At 54.2% G+C, this 24,952-nt stretch carries 23 protein-coding genes; 17 read left to right on the top strand and 6 right to left on the bottom strand.

Features of this window, described 5'->3' with window-relative positions:
- The first annotated feature begins 95 nt into the window (after nucleotides 1-95).
- From C4S74_RS00365 to C4S74_RS00390, 6 genes are all read left to right on the top strand, one after another.
- Nucleotides 96-983, top strand: a complete 888-nt coding sequence (locus tag C4S74_RS00365) for a carbohydrate ABC transporter permease (protein ID WP_103993400.1) — start codon at nucleotides 96-98, stop codon at nucleotides 981-983.
- Nucleotide 984: 1 nt separating this feature from the next.
- Complete coding sequence (locus C4S74_RS00370) at nucleotides 985-1,827, top strand: carbohydrate ABC transporter permease (RefSeq protein WP_103993401.1); 843 nt, start codon at nucleotides 985-987, stop codon at nucleotides 1,825-1,827.
- A 20-nt stretch (nucleotides 1,828-1,847) separates the two neighbouring features.
- Entirely contained in the window at nucleotides 1,848-3,626 is a 1,779-nt protein-coding gene (locus tag C4S74_RS00375; protein WP_258042337.1) for a sensor histidine kinase, read from the top strand.
- The gene (locus tag C4S74_RS00380; protein WP_103994241.1) at nucleotides 3,626-5,221 is read left to right on the top strand and encodes a response regulator; all 1,596 of its coding nucleotides are present in this window, start codon (nucleotides 3,626-3,628) and stop codon (nucleotides 5,219-5,221) included. The genes C4S74_RS00375 and C4S74_RS00380 overlap by 1 nt, the downstream gene beginning before the upstream one ends.
- A gap of 23 nt (nucleotides 5,222-5,244) precedes the next feature.
- Complete coding sequence (nagZ, locus tag C4S74_RS00385; protein WP_103993403.1) at nucleotides 5,245-6,882, top strand: beta-N-acetylhexosaminidase; 1,638 nt, start codon at nucleotides 5,245-5,247, stop codon at nucleotides 6,880-6,882.
- 238 nt (nucleotides 6,883-7,120) lie between these two features.
- A complete protein-coding gene (locus C4S74_RS00390; protein ID WP_103993404.1) occupies nucleotides 7,121-7,399 on the top strand; it encodes a hypothetical protein in 279 nt (92 codons plus the stop codon).
- A gap of 21 nt (nucleotides 7,400-7,420) precedes the next feature.
- Here the strand turns inward: C4S74_RS00390 and sda are convergent, their stop codons facing one another.
- Nucleotides 7,421-7,567 (bottom strand): sporulation histidine kinase inhibitor Sda, encoded by a 147-nt coding sequence (gene sda / locus C4S74_RS27235; protein WP_082211298.1) that lies wholly within the window; start codon nucleotides 7,565-7,567, stop codon nucleotides 7,421-7,423.
- Between the two features lie 390 nt (nucleotides 7,568-7,957).
- Here sda and C4S74_RS00400 point away from each other — a divergent pair, with 390 nt between their 5' ends.
- From C4S74_RS00400 to C4S74_RS00415, 4 genes are all read left to right on the top strand, one after another.
- Nucleotides 7,958-8,731 (top strand): sporulation protein, encoded by a 774-nt coding sequence (locus C4S74_RS00400; RefSeq protein WP_103993405.1) that lies wholly within the window; start codon nucleotides 7,958-7,960, stop codon nucleotides 8,729-8,731.
- Between the two features lie 30 nt (nucleotides 8,732-8,761).
- Nucleotides 8,762-9,193 carry a hypothetical protein gene (locus tag C4S74_RS00405; RefSeq protein ID WP_103993406.1) on the top strand — a complete coding sequence of 144 codons (432 nt, stop codon included), beginning with the start codon at nucleotides 8,762-8,764 and terminating at the stop codon, nucleotides 9,191-9,193.
- Between the two features lie 173 nt (nucleotides 9,194-9,366).
- Complete coding sequence (locus C4S74_RS00410; RefSeq protein WP_103993407.1) at nucleotides 9,367-9,918, top strand: cysteine hydrolase family protein; 552 nt, start codon at nucleotides 9,367-9,369, stop codon at nucleotides 9,916-9,918.
- Between the two features lie 46 nt (nucleotides 9,919-9,964).
- Nucleotides 9,965-11,413 (top strand): nicotinate phosphoribosyltransferase, encoded by a 1,449-nt coding sequence (locus C4S74_RS00415; RefSeq protein ID WP_103993408.1) that lies wholly within the window; start codon nucleotides 9,965-9,967, stop codon nucleotides 11,411-11,413.
- A 108-nt stretch (nucleotides 11,414-11,521) separates the two neighbouring features.
- On the opposite strand, the gene C4S74_RS00420 is transcribed toward C4S74_RS00415, so the two are convergent.
- Nucleotides 11,522-12,847, bottom strand: coding sequence for an MFS transporter (locus C4S74_RS00420; protein WP_103993409.1), 1,326 nt, complete (start codon nucleotides 12,845-12,847; stop codon nucleotides 11,522-11,524).
- 236 nt (nucleotides 12,848-13,083) lie between these two features.
- On the opposite strand from C4S74_RS00420, the gene C4S74_RS00430 reads away from it, so the two are divergent.
- Together C4S74_RS00430 and C4S74_RS00435 are read left to right on the top strand one after the other, a co-directional pair.
- Nucleotides 13,084-13,845 (top strand): NAD-dependent protein deacylase, encoded by a 762-nt coding sequence (locus tag C4S74_RS00430; protein ID WP_103993411.1) that lies wholly within the window; start codon nucleotides 13,084-13,086, stop codon nucleotides 13,843-13,845.
- 259 nt (nucleotides 13,846-14,104) lie between these two features.
- Nucleotides 14,105-15,607 carry a phosphodiester glycosidase family protein gene (locus C4S74_RS00435; RefSeq protein ID WP_181024274.1) on the top strand — a complete coding sequence of 501 codons (1,503 nt, stop codon included), beginning with the start codon at nucleotides 14,105-14,107 and terminating at the stop codon, nucleotides 15,605-15,607.
- A gap of 550 nt (nucleotides 15,608-16,157) precedes the next feature.
- Here the strand turns inward: C4S74_RS00435 and namA are convergent.
- From namA to C4S74_RS00455, 4 genes are all read right to left on the bottom strand, one after another.
- Entirely contained in the window at nucleotides 16,158-17,168 is a 1,011-nt protein-coding gene (namA, locus tag C4S74_RS00440; protein WP_103994242.1) for an NADPH dehydrogenase NamA, read from the bottom strand.
- Nucleotides 17,169-17,256: 88 nt separating this feature from the next.
- Entirely contained in the window at nucleotides 17,257-18,003 is a 747-nt protein-coding gene (locus C4S74_RS00445) for an amino acid ABC transporter ATP-binding protein (RefSeq protein ID WP_103993413.1), read from the bottom strand.
- Nucleotides 18,004-18,012: 9 nt separating this feature from the next.
- Nucleotides 18,013-18,690 (bottom strand): amino acid ABC transporter permease, encoded by a 678-nt coding sequence (locus C4S74_RS00450; protein WP_103993414.1) that lies wholly within the window; start codon nucleotides 18,688-18,690, stop codon nucleotides 18,013-18,015.
- Between the two features lie 31 nt (nucleotides 18,691-18,721).
- Nucleotides 18,722-19,564: an amino acid ABC transporter substrate-binding protein gene (locus tag C4S74_RS00455; RefSeq protein ID WP_103993415.1), complete on the bottom strand. Its 843-nt coding sequence runs from the start codon at nucleotides 19,562-19,564 to the stop codon at nucleotides 18,722-18,724.
- Nucleotides 19,565-19,665: 101 nt separating this feature from the next.
- Between C4S74_RS00455 and C4S74_RS00460 the strand changes: the two genes are divergently transcribed.
- From C4S74_RS00460 to sdaAA, 5 genes are all read left to right on the top strand, one after another.
- Nucleotides 19,666-20,061, top strand: a complete 396-nt coding sequence (locus C4S74_RS00460; RefSeq protein ID WP_181024275.1) for a YvaD family protein — start codon at nucleotides 19,666-19,668, stop codon at nucleotides 20,059-20,061.
- A 460-nt stretch (nucleotides 20,062-20,521) separates the two neighbouring features.
- Nucleotides 20,522-21,538: an NAD(P)-dependent oxidoreductase gene (locus tag C4S74_RS00465; RefSeq protein ID WP_103993417.1), complete on the top strand. Its 1,017-nt coding sequence runs from the start codon at nucleotides 20,522-20,524 to the stop codon at nucleotides 21,536-21,538.
- 2 nt (nucleotides 21,539-21,540) lie between these two features.
- A complete protein-coding gene (locus C4S74_RS00470; RefSeq protein ID WP_103993418.1) occupies nucleotides 21,541-22,611 on the top strand; it encodes a dihydrodipicolinate synthase family protein in 1,071 nt (356 codons plus the stop codon).
- 588 nt (nucleotides 22,612-23,199) lie between these two features.
- Complete coding sequence (gene sdaAB / locus C4S74_RS00475) at nucleotides 23,200-23,880, top strand: L-serine ammonia-lyase, iron-sulfur-dependent subunit beta (RefSeq protein WP_103993419.1); 681 nt, start codon at nucleotides 23,200-23,202, stop codon at nucleotides 23,878-23,880.
- A complete protein-coding gene (gene sdaAA, locus C4S74_RS00480) occupies nucleotides 23,877-24,764 on the top strand; it encodes an L-serine ammonia-lyase, iron-sulfur-dependent, subunit alpha (RefSeq protein ID WP_103993420.1) in 888 nt (295 codons plus the stop codon). Before sdaAB ends, sdaAA begins: the two co-directional genes overlap by 4 nt.
- Nucleotides 24,765-24,952: the final 188 nt, after the last annotated feature.

Raw genomic sequence — 24,952 nt, forward strand, 5'->3', positions numbered from 1 at the left:
GTAACATAATCTAAAATAAGCAGATAAAAAAATAACGGGTATCACACCACGTGGTACCCGTTCTTATTCGCATAGTGTGAAGGATGGAGGCTACTATGAACAAGGTTTATCGAAATCCTCTAGCATACCTGGTGTTCATTATTCCAACCCTGTTTTTCTACCTGACATTTTATATGTTCCCGCTTCTTACAACATTCAGATACGGGTTTACTAGCTGGGATGGTTTGACTGCACCTGTTTTCAACGGATTGGATAATTTTAAAGAAGCTTTTAACGATGAGTATTTCTGGATCTCGGTCAAAAATAACCTTTACTTTATTTTGTTTTCCGTCTTTATTCAAGTTCCGGTTATCGTCATTTTTTCGGTTTTAATCTCGGAAGTAAGAAAATTACGCGGTTTTTATAAAACGACCGTTTTCCTGCCTAGTATTTTGTCGACTGCCGTCGTAGGGGTACTTTGGACGGTTGTCGTATTTGACCCGACAGTAGGTTTGCTGAACAAGCTGCTTGAGGCGATCGGGTTGGATAAATTTATCCATCTGTGGCTGGCTGATGAAACCACAGCTATGCTTTCCATTCTTCTGACGAATGCCTGGCAGTGGACCGGATTTTATATCGTTCTCGTCCTGGCTGCAATCTTCGGAATTTCCAAAGAAGTCTACGAGGCTGCCGAAATCGATGGAGCCACCGGGTTTCAACGAGCGCTTCTCATTACGGTTCCTTTGATTCGTCCGATCCTCGCGGTTATCGTCCTGCTGTCTATCACGGGTGCGATGAAAGCGATGGATATCGTCATGGTTATGACCAAAGGCGGGCCTTACGGAACCACGGAAGTTATGGCCTCTTACATGTATAAAGTGGGTATGACGACAGGAAATTACGGTTACGCGAATACAATCGCGATCCTGATCTTCGTCTTCACCTTGATTATTACGCTGTTCAGCAACCTGCTTACAAAAAAATTAGAGGATGTGGAGAACTGATATGTCCAAATTGAAAAATGGATTTCTCCATGCCTTTCTTTTGCTATACGTTTTTGTAACCTTGTATCCTTTGTTCTGGGGTTTTCAAAACTCGTTCAAAAGGCATGTTGATATCGTTGCGAATCCTTTCGCTTTAATCAAAAACTTCACGCTGGATAACTATGTGAACGCATGGACCAGCGCCAACATCGGCCGGTATTTCGTCAACAGCTTGTATATTTCCGTTCTGGCGAGTGTCGTGACGATTGTGCTCGCAAGCATGACGGCTTACGCGCTGACGCGGATGTACTTCCCGAGAATGAATAAATTCGTTACCGGGGTATTTCTTCTGGCCATCATGATACCGGCAGGTTCCCTGCTTATCCCGCTGTACCGTTTCATTTTGAACGTTACAAACGTGCTGCATATTCCGCTGTACGATACACACCTTGCTTTGATCCTGCCTTATATCGCATTCGGTTTGTCTCTCTCCATTATCATTATCATGGCTTTCATCAAATCTCTTCCGAGGGAGCTTGAAGAAGCCGGAGTTATGGACGGACTTACGATTTACGGTTTGTTCTGGAAAATCGTACTGCCGCTCATGACGCCTGCCATCGTGACCGTGTTTATCATCAACTTCCTGGGTCACTGGAACGAGTACGTTCTCGCCAACGTGATGCTGTCCAAAGAGGCGCTGAGAACGCTGCCTGTAGCGATGGCGGCGATGAACAACGGTATGGCGATGAACTACGGGGCTCTACTGGCGGCGACTATGTTTAGTATCGTGCCGGTCGTTGTGATCTATGCTATACTACAAGAAAAGATTATCGAAGGCTTGGCTGCCGGAAGCGTCAAGGGTTAAGTTGAAAGGACATGGGAGTAATGATGAATTTACGAAAAAAAGTATTTCTGGCTTTCATGGGATTCATCATTATTCCCTTATTATCTATTTCAATTTTCACCTATATGATTTTTCAGGATATTACCCAAGAGAAATACATGGAGCAATCCGAGCTGACCATTAAGTCAATCGGCCGTAACATTGCAAGCCTTTTTAAAGAAGCCAACTATTATTCGGATTATTGGATGCTGGGGGATAATTTACAGTCCCAGCTCGTTGAATTGAACGAGAACCCGCCGTCCGATGAACAACTGAATAACGTAACGAATAGTTTAAGAAAAATATTTCTTACCTATGAGCCGCTTGGGACTTTTTCCGTATATAATTTATATGGAGAAAACTACTCAAGCGGTGTTATTCCATATACGCCGATTCCTTTTAAAACGTTAAGAGATCATCCAGTTTATGAAGAAGTCAAAAATTTGAACGGATTTCCCCGGTGGATCGGGCCTTATGAAAATCCGGAATTGACCGGAGACAACAATTTGTTCAGCCAGGTCCGCACAGTCAATTATTATGAAACACCCGGTTCCGGTAGAATCGGAACTATGTTTCTTCAGTTTGACTTTAAAGAGATGGATAAAATTTTCAACTTTTATAATCAAAAGAACAGCCACTTTCTGTTAGTAAATCAGCAAGGGGTTATTTTGTACGACAACCGCAAGCTTACAAATGGCTCCAATTTAAATAAATTTTTATCTCAAAAAGTGGATTTGACGGAGAGTTACGCCACTTCCAGAGTCAAATTTGACGGTATAGAGAGTCTCGTGACGGTATATGATATAGGGCTGGAAAAATACGGAACTCCCAAGTGGGCGCTCGTATCTGTGACCCCATGGGATTATATCTCCGGCGAAATGTCCGTTATTCTGAAATGGGTCGGAACGATCATGTTCCTGTTCCTCATTTCCGCCCTTCTCTTCAACCTGCTGTTCGTCAACCGGTATATCCGGGCGATTATCCGGATCGTCAGCTCCATGAAACAAGTGGAACGGGGAGATCTGGACGTGCGGGTCAAAGTGCAGGGGAACGATGAAATGACCGTTCTCGCCAGAGGCTTTAACAGTCTCGTGTCCCGTATTCACGATCTCGTGGAAGAGGTCAAGCAGGAGCAGGAGCATAAGAACAAAGCGGAGCTTTCCCTGCTGCAGGCGCAGATCAAGCCTCACTTCCTGTTTAATACGCTGGAGTCGATCAATGCGCTGGCCGTGCAAAATCAAGGCAAAAAAGTGAGCCAGCTCGTTTACAGGCTGGGCACGATTTTGAGAATTTCGTTCCATCATAAAGAAGAAATCGCCCTGGGTCTCGAAATCGACTATTTGAAAAATTACATGGAAATTCAGAAATACCGGTTTGAGGAACTTTTCGATTTCGAGATTGACCTTCCACGAGAGCTGGAGAATCACTCCATTCTTAAACTGACGCTGCAGCCGCTTGTTGAAAACAGTATTCAGCACGGGTTCGAAGGGATTACGTACCAGGGGATTATCACCATTCGTGTCGAAGACGGCGGGGATCACATCATTTTGTGGGTTGAGGATAACGGCATCGGCATCCCTGAGGACGTTCTTGCCAGATTCCAATACCGGAAAAAGAATCCTAACCTCGATACGAACGAGCCAAGGGTAGGATTAGGTGTACTTAATGTAGCCGACCGTCTGCGGATTCATTACGGAAACAGCTACGGGCTCTATATTTGCAGCGAGCCGAACAAAGGTACACGGATCAAGTGTATAATTCCCAAAACGACAGCAAGGTGATGATGATGAACTTAAAAGCTTTATTGGTGGATGATGAGATCAATATTTTGCGCAATCTGCAAACCGTCATACCGTGGGAGAAGCACGACATTGAAGTCGTTGCGCTCGCATCGAACGGAGTCAAGGCTCTGGAGATGGTCCAGGAGCACCAGCCGGACCTTATCCTGAGCGATATCCGCATGCCTTTGATGGACGGCATCGCGCTGCTGGAGCAGGTTAACAAGCTGGAAAGGGATATCCAGGTTATTCTGCTGACGGGGTTTCAGGAATTTGAATATGCGCGGTCGGCGTTAAAATACGGGGCCAAGGATTATATCCTTAAGCCCATCAACTATGAAGAACTGGAAGCGGTTGTGGAACGCGTCGCTTTTGATATCCGGGAAAAGCGCAAAGCGGAGCTTGACGAACAGAAAAGATGGAGCCGGGTCAGGCACCTGGCCTACGAGAAGTTTTTGTTCGATATTCTGCTGGATTATACGAACGTGACGACCCGGCATTTTTTCGAGGATGAAAACAGCCTGGAAGAGACCGAGTTTACCCTTCTGCTCATCGACCTGGACAATTATTCCCAGCTTTCGCGTTCATGGAACGAGAAAGAACGCAAGCTCAAAAACTTCGCGGTCCGGAATGTGCTGCAGGATGCGCTGGAACCGTATGAGCTCCTGTACTCGGTTCTGCAGACCCGCGAAGGGGAATGGTGCGTGCTTATCCGTCATCAAAGGGAAACGCCTTTCGATCTGGTCACGGCGAAAGGATGGAGCGAAGCCCTTCAACTGGCGGTAAAGCAGCACGTTAAACTGACGGTCAGCCTGGGTATTTATCCCGAGCACATGTCCGTTCTCCAGCTTGCAGACGCTTACAAGAAACTTCAGCGGGCGCTCCAGCTGTCTCCCAACATCGAGCAGGTTCTGCTTCTGGAAGAAGTGCATCCCAGCCGGAACGAATGGAACAACTCCATGTGGGAACTGGTGGAAGAAATCGTATCCAGCCTGAAGCGGCGGGATAAAGCACAAATGGAGCAGACCTTCGAAAAGCTCAATCAGAGCCTGCGGGTTATTTCCGAGCAATCCTATGTGCGTGTAGAGCAGATCCTGCATTTTCTGATCCTTCACCTCATCCGGGAGATGAGGGAGATCAACATCATGTCCGACGAGGAAGAACGGGGCCTCTGGTCCAATCTGGAGCGCAGTGTCGGTGTCAAGGATCTGCTTGCGACGATCCATCAGCTTATTCAAGACTGCATGAATGCGGGAATGAACCGGAAGCCGAGCGAGCTGCTGATGGTTAACGCCAAAGAATACATTGCCAAGAATTTGTCCAACGATTTCGGCGTGGAGGAAATTGCCGATCATCTCGGGATCAGCTGCAGCTACTTCAGTCTGCTGTTTAAGCAGCATTTCGGGGAGACCTTCCTGGAAAATTTGACCCGTCAGCGGATCGAACTGGCCAAGTCTCTTCTTCGCATGAGCGACAAGAGCATTACGCAGATCGGCAAGCAGGTGGGATATGCGGAACGCCGGTATTTTACCCGGGTATTCTATAAATTTACCGGCATGACGCCTTCCGAATACCGCGAACAGATTACAAACGCTTAAATTACCTTTAGGGGATGATAAGAATGAAACAACGGTCAGAAATGAGCCTCCGGCAAAAAATCGGACAAATGATGATGTGCGGCTTTTCCACGTCGAATGAATTTGATTCGGCGATGAAGCCCAACAAGAAAATAATCGACCTGATTCAGAAGCACGAAATCGGCGGCGTTATCCTGTTCCGCCGCAATTTGGACAATCCGAAGCAGGTGAGCGAGCTAAATCACGAGCTGCAGGTGTTGGCCAAGGATTCGGCGGGAGGCCCCCTTCTGATCAGCATCGACCAGGAAGGCGGCATGGTGGCCCGTATCCACGAGGGCATCGCCTGCATGCCGGGCAGCATGGCAATCGGGGCGACGAGAGACGCCCAGGCGGCCTATGAAACAGCGCGGGTCAGCGGGGTGGAGCTTCGCGCGATGGGTATCAACCTGAACTTCGCGCCATGCCTTGACATCAACAACAACCCGATGAATCCGGTTATCGGTGTCCGCTCTTTCGGCGAAACCGCCGAAATCGTCGGCGAGCTGGGAGCTGCGGCTGTGAAGGGCTACCAGGCGGCGGGCGTGGCCCCGACGATCAAGCACTTCCCGGGACACGGGGACACGCACTCGGACTCCCATCATGCTCTGCCGATGATTCCCCACGGCCTGGAACGGCTGCGGGAGCTGGAATTCGCCCCATTCGTGAAAGCGATTCAGGAAGGAGCCGACGTGCTGATGTCGGCGCACGTTATTTTCCCGGCGCTGGAGCCCGACGGCCTTCCATCGACCTTGTCCAAGCGGGTACTGACCGATTTGCTGCGCGGTGAGCTCGGTTACAATGGCGTCATTGTGACAGACTGTCTGGAGATGAAAGCGATCGCCGACCATTACGGTACGGCTGAAGGAGCGGTAATGGCCGTGGAAGCGGGCACCGATTTGCTGCTGGTCAGCCATACTTACGATACCCAGGTTCAAACGATCGAACGTCTCGTGGAAGCAGTGGAATCCGGCCGCATCAGCGAAGAACGGATCAACGAGTCGGTGGACCGCATTCTCGCTTTGAAACGGGGCCTGAACATTACGGTGGGCGCTGCGGCCGGCGATATCTCGTCTGTGGGTTCCCCTGAGCATATCGAGCTTGTTCGTGAAACCTACAAGAAAAGCGTAACGCTTGTTAAAGACGAAGGTCAGCTTCCGCTTGCGAAAGACAAAAGAACGTTCGTCATCTGGACGGAAGTCCGGGAATGGACCCAAATCGACGAAGTGGTGGAACAGAAAGAAACACTCGGAGCCTTCTTGGCGGAAACCGTTCACGAGGTAACGGAAGAAAGAATCCACACGAATCCTTCCGAGGAAGAAGCAGCGCGTGTGCTCAAGGCTAGCCAAGGATACGATCAGGTTATCGTGGTCACGTATAACGCAAGCTTTTCACCCAATCAAATACGCATCGTAAAAGAACTGGCCGCCAGAGACAGCAAGCTCATCGTCGTGGCCGGACGCAATCCGTTTGATTATAAAGAATTCCCGGAAGTAAAAACTTTCCTGGCGAGCTACGAAAACCGTCCTCATGCCATGGACGCGGTTGCCGGGGTATTGACCGGGCAGTTCGAGGCCGGCGGCAAACTGCCCGTTACCGTAGCGCCTGAATATCCGTATGGCTGGTCAGCCTCTTCGCGGAGTTAGCCGTCACCTAACCGAAAAGCCCTGTAAGCGAACTTCCGTTTGCTTACAGGGCTTTTTTAGCTTCATGTTTAAAATGTATTTTTTTTCGGATTTCCAGTTGTACCACGGCAATTTCCTCCTGTTCCGCAGCTTCTCTATAAACGTATGAAATGTGAATCTTGGCGCATATAGTGATAATGGTCTTCACATAAGCCGAAGACCCGGCGCTCGTCATTTTTTGTTATTAAGGAGGAGAGGTATGGGATCGAACAGGTTGGCCGGTATACGTAAATTCATTACCAATGAAAAAGAAAGGACGTTATCGAACATCCGGAATGGAACAATCGGTAAAGAACAGGCAACCGGAAGCCTCAATACCTTATATCAGTTGGCTGCAGATATTCAGGATATTCACTATATGAAGGAAATAAGCAGTACCATTGCGCTGCTTCGTTCCGCTTCCGACAATTGGCAGAGACAGGGAGCCTTACTCAGTCAAACGATAGACTCTGCGGCGTATCGGCCCGGTATTAAATAAACGAGGCCGGCAAGCCGCCGATTAATATAAATTGCGGCGTCTAATCTCGGAGGCAAGTTGTTGAAGAAATTCGGCACCCAACTTCATTTGTAGGGCTTGTACGAAACAGTCAAGCAGCTGATAATCACTAAGCAGCTCTACAGCTGATTTTTTTAACATGACATTCATCCTTTATGAATAAAATGGTAAACGTGGGTACAATCCTATAATAAAAGATTCAAATCGTTTCGTCAGCGCAAATTGATTACGCAATTGCGCGTTTATCATTACACTTTCATGCACATTATTCTTCCAAAAAACAATAAAAATGACCTGTTCCTTTCCATCTGATAGAGGCTTTCGTCCTACTGTTAAAAGAAGGGGTGTCCCGAAACAGGGTAGAAGGTCCGAGATTTCAGTCAGAAAGCAAGTAAAATCGGCATTTCCGGAGGTTCCGGCTCCTTGCGCAAGGAGCCTTTTTTTGCGTGCGAATGGAATTGTTCCGAAGACACGATTGTTGAAATCGTGTATAATTTCCTCAAAGATTTCTATTTTTTAGCAGGTGCAGGAGGATGAAGAATGACTTTTTTTCAACGGATGCTGGCCAGTATCGGTTTCGGTTCCGCTCAAGTGGACACACGCCTCAGCAAGAATGCCTATTACCCGGGCGAAGAGGTCGAAGGTGTCGTTCATATCCGCGGAGGCCAAGTTGAGCAGCATATCGAGGAGATCTATATTTCTCTGGTCACCGAATACAAACGCGAAGTCAATAACGGGCACGTAAAGGAAACGAGAGAAATTGCGAAATACCTCGTTTCGGACCCGTTCACGCTCGGACCGAACGAAGAGATGGAGGTTCCGTTCCGGTTCAGGCTGGCCGAGCATACGCCGCTTACGCTGGGGCATACTCCGGTCTGGTTCTTGACGGGGCTGGATATCGCCAGCGCAGTCGACCCGAGCGATTCCGACCGGATTGAGGTCGTTCCTTCCCCTGACATGCAGGTTGTGTTCGAAGCCGCGGACCAGCTCGGCTTCCGGCTCCGGGAGGCGGAGGTGAAGCAGTCGCCGAGGTTCGGAGGCCGGGTCGGCCTGCTGCAGGAATTCGAATTTGTCCCGGCGGGCCGTTTCCGCGGCGAGCTGGATGAGCTGGAGATCAGCTTCCTGCCGGCAGCGGAAGGCCTGGAGCTGCTGCTGCAGATCGACCGCAAAGCAAGAGGCTTGGCGGGCTTTCTCGCCGAGGCGGCGGACGCGGACGAAACGCTCCTCCGGCTCCGCGTTCATCCGGCCGATCTCGGCAGAGGTTCTTCCTACATGGCCGGCGTGCTGGCCGAACTGATTCAGGACCATTTGTAAGATCAACTTTTTACAAAAGAGGGAGAACCCATGCCTGCCGGAAACAAAGCGAAGATGACGCTATTTTTGAGCCTTATTTTCCCGCTGTATGCGGGATCCGGCCTATGGGCCGCGGATGTGCTGGCAGGCACCCGGGCAGCATCGCCGGAAGGGAGTCTGCTGGGGAGCTTTTTCCTTCTGTTCGGAATTCTCACGGCTTTTCCGTTTTATTTTATTTCGTTCTTTCCGCTCGGCAAACTGCTTGGAGCCCTGCGTTCCACACAGCCGGTCAAAGCGCTGGCCTATTCGGCTGCGGCAGGCCTGGGCGGCTGCTGGCTTTTGGTCCGTCAATACGGAGGATTCCCGCAAGGACAACAAGGTATGGGGCCGGCAGCCGGAGTTCTTGTGTTTGCCGCGCTCGGTCTCCTGCTCGCTATGACGGAGAATTATCTGGAAAAGAAATTCGCCGCCGAGGAACGTTAAACGGCCAAAAAGGAAGGCTGCGAAGGATAATAGAATCAGGACTGCCGCGCATCAGGCGCAGCGGTCTTTTTTGTCGTCCCGAATGGGCGGGGAACGTTTGATTTTAAAGGGTTGGAGTGATATGATCGTTACAAACTTTTAAGCCTAAGATTCGGGGAAGGGGTTATCGGGTTATGAAAGCTTTGATCGTGATTGACTACACGTACGATTTTGTCGAAGGCAAGCTTCCGGTCGGAGATCCCGCCATTGCCATTGAGGAGAGAATTACGGCGCTTACGGAGGAATTTCTGGAGCAGGGCGGTTTTGTCGTTATGGCGGTTGATTTTCATCGTTTGAACGAGCCTTTTCATCCGGAAACGAAGCTGTTTCCGCCCCACAATATAGAGGGCACGAGCGGACGCGAGCTGTACGGCCGTTTAAATGCCCTGTACCGGGAAAAGGAAGGCCAGATCCTGTGGCTGGACAAAACGCGGTACAGCGCGTTCTGCGGCACGGATCTGGAGCTGCAGCTGCGTGCGCGGGGGATCGGGGAAGTTCATCTGGCCGGCGTCTGCACGGACATCTGCGTTCTGCATACGGCCGTGGATGCCTACAACAAGGCGTTCGAGCTGATTATCCACGAGGATGCCGTGGCAAGCTTTAACCCGGACGGGCACACGTTTGCCCTGAATCATTTCCGCACTTCGCTGGGCGCTCAAGTCGTGAGAGGCAGCGAACCGGTCTAACAGCAGGACTAACTATTACATTGTCAGGAACAGGTGAGAGAAATTCATGAGCAGCATACCGAATTTAACCTTACATACGGATAAGTATCAGATCAACATGATGTACGCCCACTGGAAAAACGGCACCCACCGCCAGAAAGCGGTGTTCGAAGCGTTCTTTCGGAAGCTTCCGTTCGGGAACGGATACGCGGTCTTTGCGGGCCTGCAGCGTCTCATCGACTATGTGCACAATCTTAAATTCGACGAACCGGCTCTGCGTTATTTGAGCGAGCAGGAAGAGAATTACGACGAAGGATTTCTGGAAGAATTAAAAGCGTTCCGTTTCGGCGGTTCGATCTACTCGATGGAGGAGGGAACGCTCGTTTTCGCGAACGAGCCGCTCGTGCGGGTAGAAGGCACGATTTTTGAAACCCAGCTGATCGAAACGGCGCTGCTTAATTTTATCAACTACCAGACGCTTATCGCGACGAAGGCTTCCCGCATCAAAAACGTGTCTCCGGACGATACTTTCCTGGAATTCGGCACACGCCGGGCCCAGGAGGCGGACGCCGCGGTATGGGGAGCGCGGGCCTCGTATATCGCAGGCTTCGACGCTACTTCGAACGTGCTGGCGGGCATGATGTTCGGCATTCCTTCCAAAGGAACCCACGCCCATTCCTGGGTGCAGGGGCACGCTTCGGAGCAGGAAGCGTTCGATAAATTCGCGGAGGCGCTGCCGAATCAGGTAACGCTGCTTGTGGACACGTACCATACGCTGAAAAGCGGCGTGCCGCATGCGATCCGCACGGCGAAGAAGATGGAAGAGCAGGGGAAACGGATGCAGGCAATCCGTCTGGACAGCGGTGACCTGGCTTATTTGTCCATCCAGGCCCGCAAAATGCTCGACGAAGCGGGGCTGGAGTACGTGAAAATCGTGGCGTCCAACGACCTCGACGAGAACACGATTTTGAACCTCAAGGCGCAGGGAGCCCGGATCGACACGTGGGGAGTGGGCACCCAGCTGATTACCGCGGCTGACCAGCCTTCACTGGGCGGCGTGTACAAGCTTGTGGCGATCGAGGAAAACGGCGTCATGGTTCCGAAGATCAAGATTTCCGGCAATCCCGAGAAAGTTTCGACACCCGGCTGGAAAGATGTTTACCGGATTATCGGCTCCGATACGGGCAAAGCTATCGCGGATTATATTGTGCTGCATGACGAGACGGACGTCCAGGAAGGCCGAAAAATCAAACTTTTCGATCCCGTTCATCCGTATATTTATAAATATGTGGACGATTACAAGGCGGTTCAGCTGCTGAAACCTATATTCGAAGACGGCAGGCAGGTATACGAGGTGCCTTCGCTGAAAGAGATGAGAGCCCATCACCGGAAACAGCTCGATCAGTTCTGGCCGGAATATCTCCGCAAGCTGAATCCCGAGAAATATGCGGTCGATCTCAGCACGAAGACGTGGGAAATGAAAATGAAAATGATCGAAAACTTCAATTTCAGCTGATTGTCAAAAGCCCCGTACCGGGGGACGAGTGTTTTGTCCGCCTGGTACGGGGCTGCTTTTATACATGAGGGCTGGTTTGGAAAAAAATGAAGCGGGCCTGCCGTCCGGTCAGACCGTTTTCTCCGGCTCCGGAATGCGCTTGTGCACGACGAGGCCGATGACGACCATAACCAGAAGGGAGCCGAGTGCGACCCGGCTGGCCAACGTCCCCTGATCCTGGAGAAGCAAGGTAATCGTCCCGTACAGGACCGGTCCAACAATCGAGGACACTTTGCCGGAGAAGGCGAAGAGGCCGAAAAACTGGCCGCGTTTGTCCGGAGGCGACAGCTCGACGATCAGGGTTCGCGAGGTTACCCACATGGAGCCCATGGAAATCCCGTAGATGACGCCGGCCGCCCAGAACATCGGCTCGTTGACGGCTGTCGTTCCCAGGCCGATGGCGACGATCAGCAGCAGAGCGACATAGACGACCGCGCGCTTGGCCCCGTATTTACGCGTCAGGTAGCCGAAGACGAAGGAACCGAAGATGCTCGATACGGTCGCCACGAGATACAGGATGAGGAACCTGGCGGTCGTAAAACCGACTACGGTTTTGGCGTACACGGCCATCACGGAGATGGCGGTCTGCAGTGCATCGTTGAAAAAAAAGTAGGCCACCATGAACAGGAAAATAGGCCGGTATTTCTTCATTTCCTTGAAGGTGGCCGCGATTTCCTTGTAGCCGCTTAAAAATCCGGACTGCCCGCCGGAACGGGGAGCCGGGGCCGCTTCTTTGTAGAAAAGCATAAGCGGCAGCGCAAACAGCAGATAAAGCAGCGCACTGGGAAGGAAGGTCTGCTCGTACTGCTGTCCGTTGGCCAGCGGATATACGGAAAGCCCGATCAGGGTTCCGATATAGCCGAGCGCGACGCCGAACCCCGAGATGAGCGGGATTTCCCTGGAATTTCCGAGATCGGAAATCATCGCATCATAGAACACGACCGACGAGCTGAAAAAGAACTTGGCGATAACGAAAAAGAACAGGACGCCTGCCACGGCTAAGGGAAGCCCCATAAAAGAGGCGCTGCTTTGCCAGTTGGCGGATAATGCCATGAGCAGCGTAAAGCCGATCGCGAGCAGCGTGAACGGGACCATAAGGCCTTTCTTGCGGCCGGTACGGTCCATCCAGACGCCGTACAGCGGGCTGAGCAGCACGATGAGCAGTCCCGAGAGGGCGTTGGTGTACGTAATGAACGTACTGGCCACCTGATCCATCCGTGCATCTCCGCCGATCACCTGAGTCAAGTAGAACGGGAAGAACAGCGTGACGATATTGGACGAGAAGATCGTGTTGGCCAAATCGTTTAATCCCCAGGATAGAACGGGCCTGGACAGAAAAAGCTTGCGTCCTTTCGCGGGGAGGGGCGCCGGCGTGAACGGGTTTGTTTGAGACATGAGGCACCTTCCTTTTTACGGATTAAAAAAAATGTTAAGCCCTGTATTTAATCGGATTATTTTCTTGTACACACTTATTCGCCCGGCTTTACCGGAATTCCTCTCCTTTTACCTAATATTTGCAATCGCTTTCTGGATGGTGCCTGAAATAAGGTACAATAAGAAGAAAGCTATTAAAATTCCCGGGGCTGCGAATAGCCGGGAGTTGTTTTATTCCAATTCAGGGAGGGCTCACAATGGGCGATCTGCCAACGATTGAAAATCCTACGGAACATCTCCGCCGTCTGATAGAGGAAAGCGAGCGCATCGTATTTTTCGGCGGTGCGGGTACTTCTACGGAAAGCGGCATCCCGGATTTCCGTTCCTCAAGCGGCTTGTACAACAGCGGTGCGGAGTACGATTATCCGCCGGAAGTTATGCTGAGCCGCAGCTTTTTTATCCGCGAACCGGAGAAATTCTACGCCTTCTACAGGGGAGAGATGCTTCACCCCGCGGCCAAGCCGAACCCGGCCCATCTGGCGCTTGCGGAACTGGAGCGCAGCGGCAAGCTTACCGCCGTCATTACGCAAAATATCGACGGGCTCCATCAGCTTGCCGGAAGCAGGCACGTTCTGGAACTGCACGGCTCCGTGCTCCGGAACAAATGCCTCTCCTGCGGCGAGAGCTACGGGCTGGATGCGGTCATGGAAAGCATCGAGACGGTTCCCCGCTGCACGGTGTGCGGAGGCATCATCAAGCCTGACGTCGTCCTCTATGAGGAAGGGCTGGATGCGGATGTGCTGGGCGAAGCGGCCGCCCGAATCGCCGCGGCCGATTTGCTGATCGTCGGCGGCACTTCGCTGACGGTTCAGCCCGCCGCAGGCATGGTGGGCCGATTCCGCGGAGGGCGTCTGGCCCTGATCAACCTGGAACCGACTCCATACGATTCGTACGCTTCCTGCATTATCCGGGAGCCGATCGGAAAAGTGCTGGCTCCTTTTGCGGAAAAGAGACCGTAAGCGGCCTTCCGGGGAACGGAAAGACTGGATCGGGAAGGAATCCGGCGGGTCCCGCGGCGAATTTTATTCGACAGGAGCGGACGCTGGTGGGTAGTGGACCAGACGGGGCCGGAATCCAAAGTCAAAGGAGACATGCAGCATGAGACGCGGTCCGTATATAGCGGAATACGCTCTTTCGCGGTTAGGCGGGCGCAGAGCTTTAACGAAAAGCGCCGGTAAACGGAAGGAGCTTAGTACAAATAGTGCCGGAGCGGAAGTTATGAATGAGGGTGACGGCCGGAAGGGCCTTTGGCTGAAAGCCGTGTATGCGGGAGCCGGGGGAGCTTTGCGTACCGGGGCGGCCGCGCTGCTGATCGGTGGCGTATTGCTTGCGGCGGGTCCTGTCCGCCAGGCTCTTGCCGACGATGCGGTTACAAGCGGCAGCAGGCAAATAAACGCAGGCGGGAAAAGCTTCGCCGTGAAATGGGTGCGCGTCGATGTGACGGACCCATATCTGGAGATTGTGCCCGTTACGGCCTCGCGCGGCATCGGGTATGACGAGAGCTTCTCGTCCATGATCGCAAGAACGGGAGCGGTCGCCGCGGTAAACGGGACTTTTTTCAACGCCTATGAAAAAGACGCCTCGATCCGGTACCCGAACGGCCTTATGCTGAAGGACGGGGAATTGCTGCATTCCGGGGAGAACCAGTCCCTGATTGTGGATGCGGACAAGACGGTGGATATCCGGAAACTCAAGATGTCCTATACGATTACGGCGACTCACGGCGGGAAAGACTATACGTTTTCTCCGTGGGGAACCAATAAGGATTACGGCGATTCCCAGCCCGATCAAGTGGTCTGGTTTACGCCCGAATACAAAGCCGCCGTCAGCAAAAGCGGGACGACGAAAGTGGTTGTGCGGGACGGCGTGATTACGGCCATTACAACCGGCTCCGTTTATGTGCCGTATGACGGGTACGTTTGTCTGATCGGCAACAGCTCCAACAACAAGAACAATCTGCTTCCTCACCTTCATGTGGGCGACACCGTCAAAGCGAAGCTGGAAGTGACGGAGAACGGCCAGCAGGTTCAAGGAGCTGAGCTGTGGCAGAGCGCCACGGGAGTCGGTCCCAAACTCGTGACCGGCGGCAAAGTGGATATCGATCCCGCGCGGGACGGATTTTCCGATCCGAAAATTACGAAGAGTGCGGCCATGCGCAGTTTTGTAGGTGCGGATGGCCAGGGCAGGCTCGTCATGGGAACAGTAAACGGCGCCACCATGAGCGATCTCGCACAGATCGCGCTTGCGATGGGCTTGACCGATGCGATGAACATGGACGGCGGGGCCAGCTCGGGTCTGTACGCCAACGGAAGCATGCTGACGACACCGGGACGGGCTCTGAGCAACGCGCTGGTGGTTAAAAGGCACGCGACCCCGCAGGTGCAGGTTGCGGTGAACGGCCAGCTCTCGGCGGGCTTCAAGGGCTTTATCGGCGGAGAGACGACGATGGTTCCCATGCGCCCGCTGCTGAACGCGATGAACGCCGAATACAAGTGGGACAACGCCGCGCATTCCCTTACGCTGAAAAAGGGAAACGTGGAGATGGTGATGACCGTCGGCAGCTACTACATCCGTGTCAACGGGACGGATCACTGGGTGCCTGCGGCGCCGCAGCTGCTGGATAATTATTTGTATGTTCCTTTGCGTTTTACGGCCGAGAAGATCGGGGCGGAGGTCAAGTGGAATCAGAGCTTGTACCGGGCCGATATTGTCTTGCCCTAAAGCTGTAAGATCAGGTCCCTGCCGGGAGGCGGGGGCTTTTTTTATGGCTTCACCGGTGCGGTTCGCCGGAATTTCCGGTTGCCGGGGCAGTTCCGGGAGGGGCAGTGTACGGGAAGTGGGAGGCGCTCGTGGGGGGCGCGGGCAGCGTAAGTGCGGCGGTAGCGGGAGTAGGTGTGCGGGAGTGTAAGTGCGGCGGTAGGCGTCGGTGAGCTTGCGGGCAGCATAAGTGCAGCGGGAAGCGTCGTTGGGGGTACGGGCAGTATAAGTGCAGCGGTAGCGGTAGTAGGCGTGCGGGCAGCGTAAGTGCGGCAGGAAGCGTCGGTGGGGGATACGGGCAGTTTTAGTGCTGCATAACAGACGCCTCGTGGGCAAGTGGACAGCATGGTGCAGCGGGCAGAGCCCGTGGACGTGCGGGGAGCGGAAGCGCAGCCGGAAGGGGGAACGAGAGCAGCGCAGCGGGAGGCTTCCGTATGCAGCTACGCCCGCATACAAAAAAGCCGGCCCGGCAGACGGACTCGGGTGAGTCCGGTGCCGGCCGGCTTAAGCCGCCTTACCAGGCGCGCGTATACTGCTTCGGGCCAAACGCGGGCTCGATTCCGAGCTCGCGTGCCGCCGTGCGGGGCCAGTACGGATCTCTCAGCAGCTCACGGCCGATAAAGATGAGATCGGCCTGTCCGCGCTCGAGAATATCCTCGGCCTGCTTGCCGCCCGTAATAAGGCCCACGGCCCCTGTCGGAATGACGGCCGTGTTCTTGATCTGGTCGGCCAGGGTCACCTGATAGCCCGGGTAGACGTCGATTTTGGCTGGGACGACACCGCCGGAGGAACAGTCGATCAGATCGACGCCCTGCTCCTTCATGAGGGAGGCAAAGAACGCGTAATCCTGAATGGTATTCCCGTTCGGATCGTACTCTTCCGCCGAGACGCGGACGAAGAGAGGGCCATCCCACTGCTCCTTAACGGCGCTGATGATCTCCTGCAGGAAGCGGTAGCGGTTCTGCCTGCTTCCGCCGTATTCGTCCGTCCGGTGATTGGACAGAGGCGAAAGGAATTCGTTGATGAGGTAGCCGTGAGCGCCGTGAATCTCAATCACGTCGAACTCGGCCTCTTTCGCTCTCCGGGCCGCGTCGGCAAATGCCCGGACAGTTTCGGAAATTTGCGCCTTCGTCATTTCTTCCGGCGTTTTGGAGCCGGGAAAAGGGATGGCGGACGGAGCGACGATGGGCCCGTCCAGCTCCGCTTTGCGCCCGGCATGCGCGATCTGGATGCCTGCCTTCGATCCGTGGCTGTGGATAAGCTCTGCGAGCTCGCGAAGTCCCTCAACGTGGCCGTCGCTCCAGATGCCGAGATCCTGCGGGGAAATTCGGCCCTGCTCCGTGACGGCGGAGGCTTCCAGAACGAGGAGACCGACGCCTCCGATCGCTCTGGAAGAGTAATGGGTCCGGTGCCAGTCGGTTACTTTGCCGTCCCGGCTTTCGCAGGAATACATGCACATCGGCGACATGACGATCCGGTTGGGAAGGGTGACGTTCCCGATAGTAAACGGTTCGAACAATTTCATGAGAAATCCCGCCTTTCCGACAAATTTATGTACGCTGCTCGTTCCATTATACTCCTCACTGCACGCTCCGATCAAAAAACGGCGGAGGCTAACCTCCGGAAATGCGGTGCAGAAAGCGCCGAGTCCGCTCCTGGGACGGCGAGTCCAGCACCTGCGCCGGAGGGCCTTCCTCGACAATGATTCCGCCGTCCACGAACACGATACGGTCCGCCACATCGCGGGCGAACTTCATTTCGTGGGTGACGATAACCATCGTCATTCCGTCCCGGGCGAGCTGCCGGATGACCTCAAGGACGTCTCCCACGAGCTCGGGATCGAGCGCCGAGGTCGGCTCGTCGAACAGCAGGACGAGCGGGTTCATCGCCATGGCGCGAGCGATTCCGACACGCTGCTGCTGGCCGCCGGACAGCTGATGGGGATAGAGCCCCGCCTTATCGCCAAGCCCTACCTTGGCGAGCAGCTCCTGCGCCTTGTCCCGCGCCTCGGCGGCGCGCTTGCCCTGTACCGTGACGGGTCCCTCCATCACGTTGGCCAGCGCCGTCATATGGGGAAACAGCTCGTACGACTGGAACACCATGCCCGTCTGCCTGCGCAGGGTGAGGATGTCCTGAGAAGACGGCTTCCCGCCGCCGGTAAAGTCAAGTCCGGCATCGCCGATCCGAAGCGAACCCGCATCCGGCACTTCCAGGAGGTTGATGCAGCGGAGGAGTGTCGTCTTGCCGGAGCCCGACGGGCCGATGACGACGACGGTTTCGCCCCGGGCTATGTTCAGGCTGATGCCGCGAAGCACCTCTTGGGACTGAAACTGTTTTTTTAGGTGGGAGAGTTCGATCATAAGGGTCTCCTATCTGGCCGCGTAACGGTCGAAGCGCCGTTCCAGCAGCCGCTGGGCATACGTGAGTACCGTGCTGAACAGCAAATACAGCAGTGCCGCCTCGCAGTAGAGCAGCATAGGCTCGTAATATACCGCCGTCCTCTGCTGGGCGATCTGGAACAGCTCCGTCAGTGTAATCGTTGCCGCCAGCGACGTATCCTTCACCAGGGAAATGAAGGAATTGGACAACGGGGGAACCGAAACTCTTGCGGCCTGGGGCAGAACAATCCGGCGCAAGGCCTGTCTGCGGGTCATGCCGATGGAATAGGCGGCTTCCCATTGTCCTCTGGAAATGGACAAAATGGCGGCGCGGATAATTTCGGAGCTGTATGCGCCGACGCTAAGCGTAAAAGCGAACACGGCGGCCGGGAACGCGTCGATTGTCCAGCCGAGGCTGGGCAGACCGTAATAGATGATGAACAGCTGCACGAGAAGCGGGGTTCCACGGATGATCCAGACATAGAAAGCCGCGATGCCCGCCAGGAGCCTCCAGCGCGAGAGCCTCGCCAAGGCTGTCGCGAACGCGAGGGCCAGACCGAGCGCAAAGGAGATCAGCGTCAAGGTGACCGTGTACTGCAGTCCCGCTTTCAGCATCGGCCAAAGCGATTCCATAAAAATTTGAAGCAGCCGTTCGCTGCGCTCGGACATACGTTTTCAACCCCGTTTCGTCATGTGCTTGTTACTTGGACACGTCCGTTCCGAACCATTTGTTCGAAATGTTCAGGTAAGTGCCATCCTGCTTCATGGAAGCGAGCGCTTCGTTGACCGCCTTCACCAGATCGTTATTGTTTTTGTTAAAGAGGAAAGCGCTTTGAGACGCTTCCGTCGTTTCCGCGACAACCTTGATCGGCGCATCCGGCTTTTGCTTTTTGAAATCGAGGTAGGACAGGTTATCGTTGATGGTCGCGTCGATTCGTTTGGAAATGAGGAGCTCAATCGCCTGGTTGAATCCTTCGATCGTGACGATTTCCGCACCGTTATTTCTGGCGATATCCGCGAGGTTGCTGGTGAGGGACTGTCCGGACTTTTTGCCTTTCAGGTCCGCGAGTTTCGTAATGTCTTTGTTGTCTTCGCGCACGATAAGAACCGCTTTGGAGACGATGTAGGGATCGGAGAAATCGTATTTTTCTTTGCGGTCCTCACGGATAGAAACCTCATTGGCTACCAGGTCGAAGCGTTTGGCATCCAGCCCGGCAAGCATGCCGTTCCAGTTCGTTTCCTGAAACTCCGCCCGGACGCCGAGTCTTTTGGCCACTTCTTCCGCGAGTTCCACGTCAAATCCGGTCAGTTTGCCGGACTTGTCATGGAAAGTGAAAGGCGCGTAAGTCCCTTCCGTGCCGATGCGGATTTTTCCGCTTGATTTGACCGCGTCCAGCGCGCCTGCTCCGGCGGAAGGAGTGGCGGCGCCGGGCGCAGCGGAAGGAGACGGTGCGGGGGAAGCGGTTTTGACGCATCCACCGAGCAGCAGGGTACAGGCGAATACGGCGGTCAGAGCGAAGCTGCCTTTGTGCAGAGATTTCATTTGTCTACGCCTCCAGTAACTTGTTATATTTTGTATAGGTTTCCTTAACCGCTCGGAATTATGAATGAGATTCCCAAAAGTTTCGTCACGGAGGTTGCATCATGAAAGGACTCAAGCCGTTTTTTTTCGTAACGGATATCGGATTTATCGTGTATTGGCTGGTTACGTTTTTCCATCTGCTCCCGGACAGCATGCTGTTCAAAGATTATGACAATCCAATAATCGCCGCCTGGAACTGGTCTTTTTTTCCCCTGGATCTTCTTATTTCGTTCACGGGACTGCTCAGTTTGTACCTTCAGAGGAAAAAGAGGGCGGCATGGCGCAACTGGGCGCTCATTTCCCTGATCCTGACGTTCTGCTCGGGTTTGCAGGCGATCGCATTCTGGGGATTCAGCGGCGATTTCGACGCGTCATGGTGGGCATTCAACTTGTATTTGATGATCTATCCGCTGTTTTTCCTGCGGTACTTTATCGCGCGGGAGCCGTCTTCGGCATAAGCAGGCAAGGGAAGAAGCGGAGAGGGCAAAGCCCCCGGATTTAAGCCGGAGGGCTTCTTTTTGCTGCGGTAGAAGGAGACGTTAAAAACAGAGCGGAAAAAGGAAGCTTTTCGTACCTTCAAAAAAAGATTATTCAGAGTGATGCCGGCTATTAATTTTCGGACATATTCAAGGCGGGTTTTTAGACCGATGCAAGCGTCATGTCTCTAAATGAGAGATAAAGTTTTCTATATAAATCAGGCGTGAATCCCGAGTCAAGGATTTTCAATAGCTGATAAGGTTGAATCTATGCAAGAATTTTTAAATTTCCTTTTCCGGTTCCCTTCTCCGAAGTATGCACATTTCGTTTGTTGATTTAGAGACAAATTATCGTGTTTATTAGACGTTTTAAAGACCTTGTCTTTATATCATGCGGCATGAAATACTTGAATTATCTTGGAAAGCAAAAGGGGAGACTTCTATGAAAACCGTTCAAGAACTGGAAGCAAAACTGGCGCAGCCGTCGGAGGCGCTTATCGAAGATATCGCGAAACTGGACGGGGATATTATGCTCCTCGGTATCGGAGGGAAGATGGGACCGAGCCTGGCGAGACTGGCGATGAATGCCATTAAAGAAGCGGGAGTGGACAAAAAAGTATTCGGAGCTTCCCGGTTCTCCTCCGGCGGCTTGCGTGAAGAACTTGAAGCGGACGGGGTCAAAACGTTTGCGGCGGACCTTCTTGACGACGAACAGCTCCGGGGACTTCCGGACGTGAAAAATATCATTTACATGGCGGGAAACAAGTTCGGAACGACAGGCAACGAGCATTTTACGTGGGCAATGAATTCGTATTTGCCTGGGCGCGTAGCCGAAAAGTACCGGGATTCGAGATTCGTCGTGTTTTCTACGGGGAACGTTTATCCGATCACTCCGGTTCACCAGGGGGGAGCGACGGAGAACACACCGCCCGCATCCGTCGGGGAATACGGTCAGTCCAGTCTGGGACGCGAGCGGGTGTTCACGTACTTTTCGCACAAATATAACATTCCGATGGCGATCTACCGGCTGAATTATGCCATTGATATGCGCTACGGGGTGCTGCTGGAAATCGCCAAATCCGTTAAAGCGGGCAAGCCGGTCGACATTACGATGGGGCACGCGAACGTGATCTGGCAGGGAGACGCGAACGAAATCGCCATCCGCTGCCTCCATCATTGCAGTACACCTCCTGCGGTATTTAACGTCACGGGGCCGGAGACGCTTTCGCTGCGCTGGGTCGCAAACGAATTCGGCAGCAGGCTCGGGGTCGAGCCGATTTTTGAAGGAAGCGAATCGGATACGGCGCTGCTGAGCAATTCATCCAAGGCGAGCCGAACGTTCGGCTACCCGAAAGTGTCTGTTCTGCAAATGATCGACTGGATCGCGGAGTGGGTTGAGGCGGACGGCCATACGTGGAACAAACCGACCCATTTTCAGGAGAGAGAGGGGAAATTCTGATCATGGCAGCCCGTAAAAATTTAAGTCCAGAGATGCTGGCCGCGCTGCATGACGGCGTGGCGATTCCCGCCCATCCTCTCGCGCTCGACGAGAACAGGCAGTTCGATGAAAAGCATCAGCGGGCGCTGACCCGCTATTATATCGCATCGGGAGCGGGCGGAATCGCCGTCGGCGTCCATTCCACCCAATTCGAGATCCGCGACGAGGAGGTCGGCCTGTTGGAGCCGGTTCTGCGCCTTGCGGCCGAGGAGGTGGAGAAAGCGGAGCTCCGGCGACCTTTTTTCAAAATCGCGGGAATCTGCGGCCCCACGGAGCAGGCGGTTCGGGAGGCGGAGCTTGCCGTAAAGCTCGGCTATGATATCGGATTGCTGAGCATGGGCGGCTTGACCGGGTACGACGAAGCGCAAATTCTGGAGCGGACCCGCGCTGTCGCCGAGCTTATTCCGGTATTCGGTTTTTACCTTCAGCCGTCGGTCGGCGGGCGGATTTTCAGCTTCGATTTCTGGAGGCGGTTCGTGGATATTCCGGGCGTTGTGGCGATCAAAATGGCTCCGTTCAACCGCTACCAGACGATTGACGTCGTACGGGCGGTCTGCTGCTCGGAACGCCGAGACGAAATCGCGCTGTATACGGGCAACGACGACAACATCGTCGCGGACCTGCTGACGACTTTCCGCTTTCAGGTGGACGGACAGCCGGTGGAGAAAAAAATCGTCGGCGGTTTGCTGGGGCACTGGGCCGTCTGGACGCATAAAGCGGTAGAGCTGCTGGAAGCGGTCAAAAAAGTGCGGGACAACCGGGATATTCCGGCGGAGTGGCTGACGCGGAACCTGGAGGTGACGGACGCGAATGCGGCGTTTTTCGATCCCGCCCATCATTTCGAGGGCTGTATTCCGGGCATCCACGAGGTGCTGCGGAGACAGGGGCTTTTGCGGGGACGCTGGTGTCTAAATCCGAGCGAAGAGCTCTCTCGGGGACAAATGGAGGAAATCGACCGCGTTTACCGGGATTATCCTCATTTGAACGACGATGCGTTCGTGAAGGCGCACCTCAGTGAGTGGCTCGCGGATTAAGTGGAGCGAGAGGCGGATGCCGGCGGCCGAGCGGGCCGGTCGGCAGAAACCGCAAAAACACAATGCGGCTTTCCCCATGTATATAAAAGCATGGATAGGCACATGTCTATAAGCGGGTGAACGTGATCCGGACTTCCGTAGGCCTCCGGACGGTTGCCCGGCCGCGTCCTTGCTTTACTCCGCCGTTCTTCCCGCCGCATCCGCAATTTCTTCCGCATTCTTCCGCCGTGTACCCGCAGCTCCGTCATACATGTGGTTGACCACCGTCATGTGACGCCGAGCACCGCGCACCGCGCACTGGGAGCTTCGCATGGTGCGGAAAGGGATTCTCAGTAAGCTATCAATCAGGTAATCATCCGTAACATCCCCTCCCCAAGCGGTTCAGTCATCCCGTTCGGTCGCCAGCTATACCCGGGTTTAAAAAATGTGCGGCCCGATGCAGGATCCGGCAGTTGAATAGAGACGAGAATCGCAATAGAATAGGAATTAGGTGCTGGTCAATTAATTTTCCGGATCAGCCCGGCCGAGCGGAAAGGCGTGTAAACGCTACCGCCCTGCTAAAATGATGACGACAGGGAGGAATACCGGGTGCGGTTTAAGGATGTTTTTTCGATTATCGGTCCTTCGATGATCGGCCCATCGAGCTCCCATACGGCCGGAGCCATCCGCCTTGGGCGTGTGGCCAGGCAGCTATTCGGTCAGCAGCCGGAGAAAGCCGAGCTGACTTTTTACGGGTCTTTTGCCGATACGTACCGCGGCCACGGGACAGACCTGGCGATTGTCGGCGGCCTGCTGGACTATGAGACGGACAACAGCCGGATTCCGGATTCGCTGGAGGATGCGGAAGCGGCGGGAGTCGAAATCATTTTTCATACGAGCAAAGGTCTGACCGTTCATCCGAATACAGCGAAAATCGTTCTCTATGCCGGGGGCCAGGAAATGAGCATGGTCGGGGCATCGATAGGCGGGGGTAATATCGAAATACTAGGGATTAACCAATTCGATCTGAAATTTACGGGGGAATTTCCGACGCTGGTCGTTTCTCATCATGACCGGCCCGGAATGATCGCCGATATAACCGCCATTTTGCAGAAACACCGTGTAAATATCGGGTATATGGATCTGGACCGCAAAGGCCGCAACGGTGACGCCATGACGGTGATTGAAGCGGATTCCGTGATTGCGGATGACCTGATCGGGGAGATTTTGCAGCTGAGCGAGGTAGACGGAGTGAAGATCGTGGATCTGAAGGAAAGAGGGCAATCATGAGATTTCGGACGCTAAAAGAACTGGCGGAGATTTGCACGGCGGAGAACAAATCGATTTCCGAGTTTATGCTGGAGGAACAGGCAAAGGAATCCGGCCGCAGCACGAAGCAGGAATTCGGCAAGATGGCCGATTACTACAAGATCATGAAGGAAGCCGTGCAAAAAGGTCTCACCGAGGACACGACGTCCCGCAGCGGACTGACCGGCATGGACGCCCAGCGCGTCATGAGCTATATGTCCGGCTCCGTTCCGTCCGTGGGCGAGGAAGCGTGCCGGGCGATGGCCTACGCGCTTGCGGTGTCCGAGGTGAACGCGTCCATGGGCCGCGTAATCGCGACACCGACCGCAGGCTCCTGCGGCATCATCCCCGGCGTGTTCGTCAGCGCCCAGCAGCGGTTCGGCTGGGAAGACGAGCACCTGGTGATGGGCCTGTTCAGCGCCGGCGCCATCGGCTACATTATCGCGAACAACTCGTTCGTGTCCGGCGCCGAGGGAGGCTGCCAGGCGGAGGTCGGTTCCGCCATCGGAATGGCGGCGGGCGCGATGGTCGAGCTGCGCGGCGGAACGCCCGCGCAGGCGGTGCACGCCGTCGGCCTGGCGCTGAAAAACACGCTCGGGCTCATCTGCGATCCCGTCGGCGGCCTCGTGGAGATTCCGTGCATCGTCCGCAACGGCTTCGGCGCCGTCAATGCGCTGGCCGCCGCGGACATGGCCCTTGCCGGCGTGCGCAGCGCGATTCCGTCCGACGAAGTCATCCAGGTGATGTACGAGGCCGGATCCGCTATGCCCGAGAAGTACAGGGAAACGGCCAAGGGCGGTTTGGCCCAGACGCCGACCGGCAAGAAAATGATGCAGGAGCTGAAGCTCAGCCGCAAACGTACTTAGTGAGCGCTGAGCGGGGCGTACGTCCTGTTTCAATAAAGGCTCGTCCAGGCATGGAGCCGTCTCTGCCCGCAGGGGACGAAAGTAGTACACTTCGCGCATGGAGGATCACTGTCATGCAGGGTCTTACCGCATGGAGGGACACAGACGCGTCCGGACTGCCGGGCGTGTCTTTTTATATATATGTGCGG

The sequence above is a fragment of the Paenibacillus sp. UNC499MF genome, assembly GCF_900107975.1.
Classification (GTDB): domain Bacteria; phylum Bacillota; class Bacilli; order Paenibacillales; family NBRC-103111; genus Paenibacillus_F.